This is a genomic window from Mycobacterium sp. DL592 (assembly GCF_011694515.1).
GTDB lineage: Bacteria > Actinomycetota > Actinomycetes > Mycobacteriales > Mycobacteriaceae > Mycobacterium.
On the sequence record NZ_CP050192.1, the window covers coordinates 2474455 to 2486186 of the forward strand.

Here is an 11732-nt window from a genome sequence, read left to right on the forward strand (position 1 = left end):
CTATCCCGCGGCAACCTGTGGTGCCGGTGCTGCGTGGATCTCGCGATCCAGCTCGGCGTCCACCTCGGCGTCGGCCGGGAAGCTGGGCTCGCCGGCGATGATGTGCTGCAGCCACAGTTTGGCCTGCACGACCGGGCGGCGCAGATAGCGCTCCCGCTCCAGCGCCTTGCGCATCTTCTTCGGTTTGTCCTGGTAGTGCCAGCGGGCCCAGGGCGCGTGGGGCCGTGACAGCCTGATCGCCCCGACGAACAACAACGGGGTGATGAACATGCCGATCAGCCCGGTCCACACCTTTCCCTTGAGCAGCACGACCACCGCCAGCGCCAGGGTCAGTGCCGCCATCGCGATCACTGTGGTGCGGGCCACGACCGAGTCGTCGTCGCGCCAGATGCCGATGTCGAAGAACGACAGCGGGTTGAACCCGAGGATGAGCAGCCCGGCCACCGCGACGGCGGCGAACACCGCATCGACGGATGCTCGGCCGTCCTCGGACCAGTACACGTCCTCCAGGTGCAGGATCAGCGCGAACTCGTCGAGCACCAGAGCGGCGCCGATTCCGAAAACGATTGCAGCGGCGGTGAATTGACCTCCGGTGCCGTCGACCGCGAGGGTCACCATGGTGACCCCGGAGATCATCACCAGCACGATTCCGATGACGACGTGGTGGATGTGCAGCCCGCCCTTGCCGGAGATGTTGCGCGGCTGCCACCACTTGCGCGGGCCGGTCTTGTCGGCGTTGCTGCGGATGTAGCGCACGATCGTCCTGGTCACGAAGAACGTGACGATGAACGCGATGAGGCACCACATCAGCGGAATTCGCCCGGGGGCGACCACGTCGAAGTGCACGGTGAGAGGCACGAGCAGAGAACTTACCCAACCACGCGCACAGCGTTCGCCGAGGCGGGATATGCGGCCTGGGCACAGCCCGCCCCGATAGTCTGTCTGCGACATGAGTACGCGGCAGCCGCTCGAGACGGGCAGTGTGTTCGGGCGCGGCCCGCTATCACCGAGGGCCCGGTCCTGGCTGACCGTCGGCTGGCGGCTGACCCAGCTGGGGATCGTCGCGCTGCTGGTCTACGCGGGGTGGCTGCTGCTCGGGCACATCCCCTACCGCATCGACATCGACGTCTACCGGATGGGCGCCCGGGCCTGGCTGGACGGCCGTCCGCTCTATGCCGGCGACACGACGTTCCCCACCCGGATCGGCCTCGACCTCCCGTTCACCTATCCGCCGCTGGCGGCGATCCTGTTCAGCCCGTTCGCCTGGCTCGGACTCGACGCGGCCAGTGTCGCCATCACGGTGATCACCTTGGTACTGCTGCTGGTGTCGATCTGGATCGTGCTGACCCGCCTGGACGTGTGGCAGGACTCGGCGCTGACCGGCGAGCCGGCCTGGCTGCGACGCTGCTGGCTGGCTGCGGGCATCGTGGCGCTGTCGGTGGTCTACCTCGAGCCGATCGCCGCCAACTTCGCCTTCGGCCAGATCAACGTCGTGCTGATGACGCTGGTGATCGCCGACTGCGTGCCGCGCCGCACCCCGTGGCCGCGGGGACTGTTGCTGGGAATAGCGATCGCATTCAAGCTCACGCCTGCGGTGTTCCTGCTGTACTTCGTGCTGCGCCGCGATGTCCGCGCCACCGTGACGGCGTTCGCCTCGTTCCTCGCCGCCACCCTGCTGGGTTTCGCGTTCGCCTGGCGCGACTCCATCGAGTACTGGACGACGACGGTGCGCCACACCGACCGCATCGGAAGTGCCGCGCTGAACACCAACCAGAACATCGCGGGCTCGTTGGCACGGCTCGGCCTGGGCCACACCACCCAGCAGCTGATCTGGCTGGCGGCCTGCTTCGCGGTGCTGGGGCTGACGGTCTGGGCGGCGCGACGGGTCCTGCAAGCCGGTGAGCCGACCCTGGCGCTGATCTGTGTGGCGCTGTTCGGCCTGATGGTCTCGCCGGTGTCGTGGTCACATCACTGGGTGTGGGCGCTGCCGACCGTCGTGGTCACCTCGGTGCTGGCCTATCAACGGCGCAATATCGCGCTCGCCGTGGTGAGCGCGGCCGGGGTGGCGCTGATGGTGTGGATCCCGCTGGAACTGCTGCCCAAACATCACGAGGAAACCGCCTCGTGGTGGCGTCAGCTGCTGGGCATGTCCTACGTGTGGTGGGCGCTGGCGGTGCTCGTGGTCGCCGGTCTGACGGTGCGGGCTCCGGCCGCTAGCCTGCGGCGGTCTCCGGGAACCGTGCCGGTGGCTGACCTGGTGCACCCGGCTTAGGGTCGGTCTGTCCCTCTTTGACCGACGCGGCGTAGATGTCGACGTACTCCTGACCCGACAGCTTCATCAGCTCGTAGATCACCTCGTCGATGACCGCCCGCTCGATGAACCGATTGCCGGCCAGGCCGTCGAACCGGGAGAAGTCCATCGGCTTGCCGAACCGCACCGTCACCCGGCCGAAGCGCCACATCTTGGACCCGGGCGGGTTGACGACGTCGGTTCCGATCATCGCGACCGGAATCACCGGAACCCCGGTCTCCAGGGCCAGCCGGGCCAGCCCGGTCTTGCCCTTGTAGAGCCGGCCATCCGGTGAACGCGTGCCTTCGGGGTACATCCCGAGCAGCTTGTTCTGGTTGAGCAGACGCTGGGCGGTGTCCAGTGCGGCCTGCGCGGCGTCGGCGTCGGTGCGGTCGATCGGCACCTGCCCGGCCACCGTGTAGAACCACCGGTTGAACCAACCTTTGAGTCCGGTGCCGGTGAAGTACTCCTGCTTGGCCAGGAAGGTGATTCGCCGCCGCACGACGAGCGGCAGGTAGAAGCTGTCCGCGACCGCGAGGTGGTTGCTGGCCAGAATGGCCGGGCCGGAGTCTGGAACGTATTCCAGCCCTTCGACTTTCGGCCTACCGAGCAAAGACAGCAAGGGTCCCATGAAGATGTACTTGAACAGCCAATACCACATGGAGCCTCCCAATCGGGCGCGCGCTTTGCGCCAACTCTACCCAGCCGCCGATGCACCGACCACAGGTCGGTTCCGGTTCACACCGGATCTTCAGACGCCGGCCCGGGGAATTCCTCCACGGTGACCGGGATGTGTTGGTAGCGGCTGCGGGGCGGCTCGGGCGGGTCGGCCGCCTCGCCGTCGGGGGCCGCGGGGCCGTCCTGGCCGGACGGCGTCACGGGATCCCCGGCCATCGACCGGATCACCGTCATCAGCGTCACGCTGTGCTCGGCGATCACCGTCAGCAGAGGATGCTGCTCACCGTTGACCAGTGCCGCCAGCGCACAGACTGGGCACCACACCTGCTGGCACTTGGCCGGTCCGTTGTCGGGGTTGGCAGCCATCGCCGCGGCGGCACGCACCGCCGGGTCCAGGCGGTCCAGGATCGCCTGGGCCAGTGCGCGCAGCTCGGGCCCGATGTCGGGGTGGCTGGTGCCACTCACGCCGGCCACACCTCCGGATTGGGTCGAAAGCGCACTGTCAGCTCATTGCCGCGCAGTGCCGCGTCGGTCACGATGCATCGGCGCAGAACCGATGCGAGCCGAACCCGGCGTCGCATCCCGGCAACGCCGATGATCAGGTCGTCGTCGACTCGACCCAGCGTCAGCGTGCCGGAGTCGACCTGCGGCAACTCTAGCCGCATCCGGTAGACCGCATCGAGGCCGGAGCCCGACTCCCGGTCGACGACGGGCCGCAGCGGCCCCGGCGGTGGCGAGCCGTCCCGGCGGCGGACGCTGTCGAGCAGCTGGCCGAGCGCCTTGGGGCCGATCGGCTCGCCGGCCAGATGCGGGGCCAGGATCAGCGCGACGTCGCCGGTCGCGGTGCTTAGCTCGTCGAGGACGACCTGCTGTTCGGAGATCCGCTCGGCATACCAGTCGAAGGCGGGGTGATCCGGGAGGTTGCGGTACTCGTATGAATCGTCTTGGACCAGAACCTGGTTGGCGATGAGCTCGGCGACCCGCACACCCATCAGCGCCAGCGAGCCGAGGGTGCGCACGGCTTCGGCCGCGACCACCCGCTCGGCGGTGAGCACCAGGTGTGCGCTGACCCGCTCGCCGTCGGTGAGCAGTGCCGACAGCGCTTCCATGCCGCCGGCGATCGACTCGACCACCGCGACGGTGGCCGCTCCCCGGATGTCGTCGGCTGCCGAGCTGAGCCTGCGGTGCCGCGGCCAGGCCCGCTCGACGTACATGGCGAACGCGGCGGGCAGCGTCAACATCCGCATCGCATCGGCCGTCGAGGCGCAGTCCACCACCACGTAATCCCAGTGCCCGCCGGCGGCAAGTGCGGACACCTCGGCGAGGCCCAGCACCTCCTGAACGCCGGGAAGTGCCGAAAGCTCTTCGGGGGCAAGATCTTTGAGATCAGACTCGGGGAACCTGCCGGCCAGCACGGGGGCGACGGTGCGCCACCGCGCCTCCAGCAGAGCCAAGGTGTCCAGCGCCAGCGCGTCGAGGTGGCCGCCTTCCTGCTCGGTGAGGATCCGCACTGGCTCCCGGCCACCGGTCGGCGGCACCGGCACGCCCAGCACGTCACCGAGGGAGTGCGCCTGGTCGGTGGACACCGCAAGCACCCGCTCGCCGGCCAGCGCCGCACGCACCGCGGTCGCCGCGGCCAGGGTGGACTTGCCTACTCCCCCCTTGCCGACGAAGAAGCTGATCCGGGCCCGGGCTTCGGAGCCCGCATCGGCGGCGGGAGCGTCATCGGGCTTCACTCAGCCCTCGACCCGCTTCTTCAGGTCCTTCAGAGCGGTGTCGGTCAGCCTTCGTTCGGCCTTGCGTTTGAGCAGTCCGATCATCGGGATCATCAGGTCCACCGACAGCTCATAGGTGACATCGGTCCCAGAACCGTTGGGCTGCAATGTATATGCACCGTCAAGCGCCTTCAGCAGCGAGCTGGACACCAGCGACCAGCGCACCGATTTGCGGTCGGGCGGCCACACGTAGGCCAGCACCATGGTGTCGCGCAGCACCGCGGCGTCCAGATGCAGGCGTGCCGTCAGCGGGTAACCCTGTTCGTCGGATTCGAGAACCTCGGTCTCCTTGTATTCCGACACCCATTGCGGATAGGAACCGATGTCGGCGATCACGTCCATCACGGTGCGCGCATCCGCATCGATGTAGATGGTTTGCGCCGTTTTGTCAGCCACAGATGCCTTGCCTCCTTGGCCACAAACGGTACCCTCCCCGCCCGCGGTGTGACCTCATATCACCGCTGGGGAGCGACCCCCACCGGGCGCGCCACCTCCAGCGCGGCCTTGACCTCGAAGGCCATCCGCTTGCCCGCCACCCGGCGCTGATGGGTCAACTTGGGCAGGTTCATCTTCGCCAGCTGCCAGGCCGCCGCCCCGGTCGGCTCGGCGTGCAGGAAGTAGTGCAGCAGAACACCGTCGAGCACGGGTTCCAGCCAGATCTCCATGGTGCCGGTCAACGGCCCGGCGACCGTCCAGCGCACCCCTTTGTCGGCGCGGTCCTCGACGACCTCCAGGCGCAGGTCCGGCCACCACCGCCGCCACGCCGCCGGATCGGACACCGCGCGGCCGACGGCGGCCGGATCCGCGGCGACGAAGGTCTCGTCGGCGATCTGGATGCTGTGCATGGCACCAGCTTCACATATGGCCACGCCCCGCCGATCGCGGCCCGGCCGGTGAAGGCCGTCACAGCCGCACCGCGCGGGTGACTAGGCTGGACGCAATCAAAGCGCAATTCCACAAGGGGTTCATGTGCGTGAGTACAGCGTTCCAGCGCCGTTCACCATCGGTGCCAACGACAATGTCGTCAGAGCGGTCTACGAGCACGAGCGCGACGACCCGAACTATGTGATCCTGCAGCGCCTGGTCGACGGCGCCTGGACCGATATGACATGTGCCGAGGTCGCCGCCCGGATCCGCTCGGCGGCGCTGGGATTGATCGCGGCCGGCGTGCAGGCCGGCGACCGGGTGGCGATCCTGTCGGCGACCCGCTACGAGTGGGTGATCCTGGACTACGCGATTCTGTCCGTCGGTGGCGTCACCGTGCCGATCTACGAGACGTCCTCGGCCGAGCAGGTGCGGTGGGTACTGGAGGACTCCGCCGCGGTGGTGGCGTTCACCGAGACCGAGGCGCATGCCCAGATGGTCGCCGAACTGCGCGGCGAGCTGCCCGCCCTGCGCACGACGTACGACATCGAGGCGGGCGCCCTCGACGAGCTGGCCGCTGCCGCCGCCACGGTGGACGGCGCCGAGCTGACCCGCCGGCTCGACGGTCTGCGCTCCGATGCCCCGGCCACGCTGATCTACACCTCGGGCACCACCGGCAGGCCCAAGGGTGTGCAGTTGACGCACTCGAACCTGCTGCACGAGACACGCGGGGCCGCAACATGTTTCCCCACCCTGCTGCGCCAGCACGAGCGGCTGCTGGTGTTCCTGCCGCTGGCACACGTGCTGTCGCGTGCCCTGTCGATGACCGCGTTCGCCAACAAGGTGACACTGGGCTACACCAGCGACATCAGGAGCCTGGTCCCGATGTTGCAGCTGTTCAAGCCGAGCATCGTGGTGTCGGTACCGCGGGTGTTCGAAAAGGTCTACAACACAGCGGAATTGAATGCGCGAGACAGCGGTAAAGGCAAGATCTTCGAGCTGGCCGTCAAGACGGCGATCGCCTACAGCGAGGCGCTCGAGACCGGCTCACCGAACCTGCTTCTCAAGGCGAGCCATGCCCTGTTCGACCGGCTGGTGTACGGCAAGCTGCGCGCCGCCCTCGGCGGTGACTGCCACGCGGCGATCTCCGGCGGCGCGCCGCTGGGCAAGCGGCTCGGCCACTTCTACCGCGGCGTGGGGCTGTCGATCTACGAGGGCTACGGCCTGACCGAGACCAGCGCGGCGATCACGGTGAACCGGATCGGCGAACTCAAGGTCGGCTCCGTCGGAAAGCTGGTGCCCGGCAACAGCATGAAGATCGCCGAGGACGGCGAACTGCTGGTCAAGGGCGGCGTGGTGTTCAGCGGGTACTGGCGCAACGAGAAGGCCACCGCCGAGGCGATCGTCGACGGGTGGTTCCACACCGGCGATCTGGCCAGCATCGACTCCGAGGGCTTCCTGTCGATCACCGGCCGCAAGAAGGAGATCATCGTCACCGCAGGCGGCAAGAACGTCGCACCCGCGGTGCTCGAGGACGCGCTGCGGGCCCATCCCCTGATCAGCCAGGCGATGGCCGTCGGGGACAAGCAGCCGTTCATCGGCGCGCTGATCGCCATCGACCCGGAAGCCTTCGATGTCTGGAAGCAACACCACGGCAAGGCCGCCGAGGCGTCGGTAGGCGATCTGCGCGAGGATCCGGACCTGGTGGGCGAGATCGAGCTGGCCATCAAGGACGCCAATCAGCATGTGTCCCATGCCGAGTCGATCCGCAAGTTCCGGATTCTGCCGTGCGACTTCACCGTGCTCACCGGTGAGCTCACCCCGACGCTGAAGGTCAAGCGCAACGTCGTCGCAGAGAAGTTCGCCGACGAGATCGACGCGATCTACGCCAAGTCCAGCTAGATCAGGCCGGCCACGAAGTTGGCCGCCTGCTGCGGGTAGGGCGGCAGTTCGTAGGCGCTGTGCGCGGCACGGTCGCGGCCGTTGGAGCAGATCGGATCACCGGGCACGCACACGTCGATGGCGCGGCCCACGAACGCGCCGGTGCTGCTCAGCGGGGAGCCGAAGCGCGCACCCGGGTTGCCGAAGACCGCGACCACGGCGACGCGGCCTGCCGCGTCGGGCGGCAGCGGGGCGGCTGATCCGATGCTGCCGATGCGGTCGCCGACCGGTGGTACCCCGGCCAACATCGAGACCGCTGCCGCTCCCTGAGAGAAACCGCCGAGCACCAGCCTGGTCTGCGGGCAGCGCACGCTCATGTCGGCGATGCGCGCTGCCGCGTCGTTCGCGCCTGCCGCCGCGGTCAGGAAGTTCAGGCTCGCCGGGTAGTTGACGCCGTAGACGCCCAGCGAACGACCACCGAGCTGCGGGGCCAGGGCATCGGCGAAGGCCTGACCGACCCGGCCGGGGCCCGGCGGTTCCCCGGTGCCGCGGGCGAAGATGACCTCGACGTCGGGGCAGTCGTCGTCGGCTTCGGCAGGGACGGCGGGCACCAGACTCACCGCCGCGGCCGCCAGCGCGGCCGCGGCCAGGGTCCTCAGCAGTGGCGGCGTGTCCATCGGCCCATGGTCACACGAGCGGCGCGGGGGGACACAGCAGTTCGGCGAGTCTGGCGGTCCGGGCGGCCCACGACCAATCCTGGGCGACCCAGCGGCGCCCGGCCTCCCCCATCCGTGCGGCCAGCGCCGGGTCGGCCAGAATGGCACTGACGGCGTCGACGATCGCCGATTGCGACCGGCCGTCGACCACCCGTCCCGTCTCGCCGTCGCGGACGGTCTCCGGTGCCCCGCCGGAGCTGCCCGCGACCACCGGCACACCGGTGGCCGAGGCTTCCAGGAACACGATTCCCAGCCCCTCGACGTCGAGGCCGTAACCCCTTGTGCGACAAGGCATCGCAAAGACATCGGCCATCGCGTAGTGGGCCGGCAGCTCGGTACTCGGCACGCCGCCGGTGAACACCACGTGCTCGCTGACACCGCCGTCGCGGGCCAGCTTGTGCAGTTGATCGGCGTGTGGACCGCCGCCGACGATCACCAGAGCGGCACCCTCGACGCGGCGGCGGATCTCCGGCAGCGCCCTGATGAGCATGTCCTGACCCTTGCGCGGCACCAGCCGGGAGACGCAGACAACGGTGGGGCGCGCACCCAGCCGGTAGCGTTCACGCAGCTCCTCGCGCGCGGCGGGATCCGGACGGAACCGGTCTGAGTCCACCCCCGGCGGGAGGTGCTGCAGATTGACCTTCGGCCCGAAGGCCCGGGCGAACCGGCCCCTGGTGTAGTCACTGACGAAGGTGACCACGTCGGTCGTGTCACCGATGCGCCGCAGGGCCGAGCGGGCACCCGGCAGCATGGACCAGCCCACCTCGTGCCCGTGCGTGCTGGCCAGCACCCAGCCGGCCCCGGCGTGGCGCGCACGGTTGGCCAGCAGGGCCAGCGGGGCGGCCGCACCGAACCACACCGTCTCGATGTCGTGCTCCGCGATCAGCGTGCGGATCCGGCGCTCGACGCCCGGCTCAGGCAGCATCAGGGTGCCGGGATGCCGTACGACCCGGTAATCGGCGGCGGCGTCGTAATCCTCGCAGCCCTTCCACCGCGGGGCGTACACCGTCAGCTGGTGTTCACCGGCGGCGGCCAGGTGGCCCACGAACTGCTCGAGGTAGGACTGGATGCCGCCGGGGCGCGGCGGAAAGTCATTGGTGACCAGCAGGATCCGCGTCATCGCCTCACACGTTATCGGGTCAGCCACTGCGCCCAGCGGGTACGCAGCTCGGCAACGTCCGTGTCGAGTGCTCGGCGCACCGCGGTGGGAAAGTCCGGGTGGCCCGGCCCGCAGGCGTCGGTGTAGAGCCGGCGCAGCCCGTCGACGCCGTAGGTGTCGGCGACGAACCGGGCGAACCACCAGGCCCGGTCGTAGCCCATGGCTCGTGCCGGTCCGGCGGCGTCGAGAGCGGCGTCGCTCGGTAACGAGGTGTCGGCGGCGGCGCCGGCGGGAAGCGGGGCGGCGGGGCGGGCGACGAAGTCGGCCACGCCCTCGACAAGCCAGCGCGGTGCGTCCAGCGCGGTGTCGGTGCGGGCGGCGAGGTGAAACAGCTCGTGGGTGAGCACGATTCGCAGCGACGCCTCGCTCATGGCCACCGCACCCGGCGAGAAGACGATGCGTTGTCCGCCGGCGCGGCGGTGCTCGAGGTCGACGCTGTCGGCAACCGAGACAGCGGCGATGTCCGACCATTGCCTGCGCGGGTCCAGGCCCGCCTCGGCAACGAACTGGGCATCGGAATCGGTGGCAATGATGACGATCTCGTGCTCCCAATCGGTGCCCCAGAAGCGTTCGACGGCGCCGACCGCGCCATCGATATCGGCCGCGACGCGGTTGAGCAGTCCATCGGTCGTGGCCCCACCCAGGCTGATCAGGCGAACGGTGCGGTTGTCGCCGACGACGAGCGGGGCGGCCGTGGCCGGGGCGGTGGAGGTGACGCCCGGGCCGGGGTCGCGATGGGCGGGTGAGCCGAGCAGGAAGGCTGCGATGACGGCCGCGGTCGCGACGACCACCGCGAGGGTGATCGGCAGCCAGCGGCGAGCAGATCGGCTGGTCAGTACCGGCGGATGTTGTAGATCGGTGCGTTGTTCACCGGGGCGACGCGCACCGGTACGCCGAACGTCGACGCGTGAACCATCATCCCGTCGCCGATGTAGATCGCCGAATGCGACGCGTCGGAGTAGTAGTTCACGACGTCGCCGGGCTGCATCTGGTCCATCGACACCGGCTGGCCGCCGGCGGCCAGCGCCTGGCTGGAGTGCGGCAGGAAGATCCCGGCCTGCTGGAAGGCCCACATCACCAGCCCGGAGCAGTCGAATTGATTCGGACCCGATCCGCCCCACACGTAGGGGTCGCCGATTCGGGTGAGCGCAGCCTGTACGGCGATCGCACCCTCGCTGGAACCCTCACCGGGCGACGGCACGGCAGCCATCGGGATGACCTCGGCGGCCTCCGGCGGTGGCGGCGGCGCGTCGATCGGCGGCAGCGCATCAGGAGCGGGCGCGGCCAGAATCTCCGGCGGCGGGACGGGGCCAGGTGCGGCCAGTGCGGTCCGCTGATCGGGGGTCAGAGTCTGGTAACGCGACTTGACGATGGCGATCTGGACTTGCAGCTGCGACTGCTTGCGCTGCAGGTCAGCGCGCACCGCGGCGGCCTGTTCGGCGGCGGTCTTGGCGTCGGCGGCGGACTTGGCGGAGGCTGCCTCAGCCTTGACGGTCTCGTCGGACAGCCGCCGGTAGTTCTGCATCTGTGCGGTCATCTCGGTGGACATGACCTTCTGGACGGCCATCTTGTCGATCAGGCCCTGCGGCGACTCGGCGGTCAGGATGGCGTTGAAGCCGTCCATCCGGCCACCCATGTACATCGCCGCAGCAAACTTGTCGACCGATACCTGATAGGTAGCCAGCTGCGCCTTGGCGGCATCGGCTGCGGCCAGGTCGTCGACGTGCTGCTTCTCCGCGGCAGCCTGGACTTGCAGCTTCTTGTCAAGATCAAGCTGAGCGGAATGCATCGATTCGGTGAGCTGCTCGGCCTGCCGGGACAGCTCGTTGAGCTTTGCCACACCGTCGTCGGCGGGGTCTGCGTGCACAGTGCCTGTGATAACGGCCGAGGCGAACAGGAGGGCCGCGATCCCACCGACGACATGGCGCCGAAGAACGCGTTTCGCCAGGGACCTGCGATCAAACCTCAAGATTACGCATCCTTTTAAGTGCGGCCGACGCTTTCTGCGTCGATCTGCCTTAGGTCTCGAACAGGTTACGAAATGGCATCGGCATTGTCCAACGCGAGATCAAGATTTAACAGAATGACCAGTCACGCGTGCCTCACAAGTCACAACCTGCCGGCCAACGTACCAGGCGATCAGCTGGCCAGGCCCGAACCCCCGTGGCGATGGATCGGCACCAGCCGCAGCCGGGGCGCCATTCCCGCGTCGGCGAGCACCTCCAGCGCCGCGCGTTCGTCGTCGAGCAAAGTCTCCGGGACGCCCAGCAAAACACTGACGACACAATCCCGGCAGCCCGGGCCGCGCACCGCGCAGTCGTCACAGTCGATGACCACCGGATCGCCTGGCTCCGTACCCATATCGGGCT

At 68.7% G+C, this 11732-nt stretch carries 13 protein-coding genes; 2 read left to right on the forward strand and 11 right to left on the reverse strand.

Annotated elements, in window-relative coordinates; all coding sequences use genetic code 11:
* Entirely contained in the window at nt 1-807 is an 807-nt protein-coding gene (locus HBE64_RS11955) for a hypothetical protein (RefSeq protein WP_167109115.1), read from the reverse strand.
* A gap of 142 nt (nt 808-949) precedes the next feature.
* Between HBE64_RS11955 and HBE64_RS11960 the strand changes: the two genes are divergently transcribed.
* Entirely contained in the window at nt 950-2272 is a 1323-nt protein-coding gene (locus HBE64_RS11960) for a glycosyltransferase 87 family protein (protein ID WP_167102037.1), read from the forward strand.
* On the opposite strand, the gene HBE64_RS11965 is transcribed toward HBE64_RS11960, so the two are convergent.
* From HBE64_RS11965 to HBE64_RS11985, 5 genes are all read right to left on the reverse strand, one after another.
* A complete protein-coding gene (locus tag HBE64_RS11965; RefSeq protein ID WP_167102040.1) occupies nt 2214-2951 on the reverse strand; it encodes a 1-acyl-sn-glycerol-3-phosphate acyltransferase in 738 nt (245 codons plus the stop codon). The genes HBE64_RS11960 and HBE64_RS11965 overlap by 59 nt on opposite strands.
* Before the next feature lie 77 nt (nt 2952-3028).
* Nucleotides 3029-3433, reverse strand: coding sequence for a hypothetical protein (locus HBE64_RS11970; protein WP_167102043.1), 405 nt, complete (start codon nt 3431-3433; stop codon nt 3029-3031).
* Nucleotides 3430-4704 carry an ArsA family ATPase gene (locus HBE64_RS11975; protein WP_167102046.1) on the reverse strand — a complete coding sequence of 425 codons (1275 nt, stop codon included), beginning with the start codon at nt 4702-4704 and terminating at the stop codon, nt 3430-3432. The genes HBE64_RS11970 and HBE64_RS11975 overlap by 4 nt, the downstream gene beginning before the upstream one ends.
* Nucleotides 4705-5139 (reverse strand): SRPBCC family protein, encoded by a 435-nt coding sequence (locus HBE64_RS11980; RefSeq protein ID WP_167102049.1) that lies wholly within the window; start codon nt 5137-5139, stop codon nt 4705-4707.
* Between the two features lie 59 nt (nt 5140-5198).
* On the reverse strand, nt 5199-5588 hold the full coding sequence (locus tag HBE64_RS11985) for a polyketide cyclase / dehydrase and lipid transport (protein ID WP_167102052.1): 390 nt from the start codon (nt 5586-5588) through the stop codon (nt 5199-5201).
* A gap of 124 nt (nt 5589-5712) precedes the next feature.
* Between HBE64_RS11985 and HBE64_RS11990 the strand changes: the two genes are divergently transcribed.
* On the forward strand, nt 5713-7509 hold the full coding sequence (locus tag HBE64_RS11990) for a long-chain fatty acid--CoA ligase (protein ID WP_167102055.1): 1797 nt from the start codon (nt 5713-5715) through the stop codon (nt 7507-7509).
* On the opposite strand, the gene HBE64_RS11995 is transcribed toward HBE64_RS11990, so the two are convergent.
* From HBE64_RS11995 to HBE64_RS12015, 5 genes are all read right to left on the reverse strand, one after another.
* The gene (locus tag HBE64_RS11995; protein WP_167102058.1) at nt 7506-8165 is read right to left on the reverse strand and encodes a cutinase family protein; all 660 of its coding nucleotides are present in this window, start codon (nt 8163-8165) and stop codon (nt 7506-7508) included. The genes HBE64_RS11990 and HBE64_RS11995 overlap by 4 nt on opposite strands.
* Nucleotides 8166-8175: 10 nt before the next feature.
* Nucleotides 8176-9324: a glycosyltransferase family 4 protein gene (locus tag HBE64_RS12000; protein WP_167102061.1), complete on the reverse strand. Its 1149-nt coding sequence runs from the start codon at nt 9322-9324 to the stop codon at nt 8176-8178.
* An 11-nt stretch (nt 9325-9335) separates the two neighbouring features.
* Nucleotides 9336-10154 carry a hypothetical protein gene (locus tag HBE64_RS12005; RefSeq protein WP_371744150.1) on the reverse strand — a complete coding sequence of 273 codons (819 nt, stop codon included), beginning with the start codon at nt 10152-10154 and terminating at the stop codon, nt 9336-9338.
* 41 nt (nt 10155-10195) lie between these two features.
* Nucleotides 10196-11332, reverse strand: coding sequence for a peptidoglycan hydrolase RipC (gene ripC / locus HBE64_RS12010; protein ID WP_167102064.1), 1137 nt, complete (start codon nt 11330-11332; stop codon nt 10196-10198).
* Nucleotides 11333-11502: 170 nt separating this feature from the next.
* The gene (locus HBE64_RS12015) at nt 11503-11724 is read right to left on the reverse strand and encodes a hypothetical protein (RefSeq protein ID WP_167102067.1); all 222 of its coding nucleotides are present in this window, start codon (nt 11722-11724) and stop codon (nt 11503-11505) included.
* Nucleotides 11725-11732: the final 8 nt, after the last annotated feature.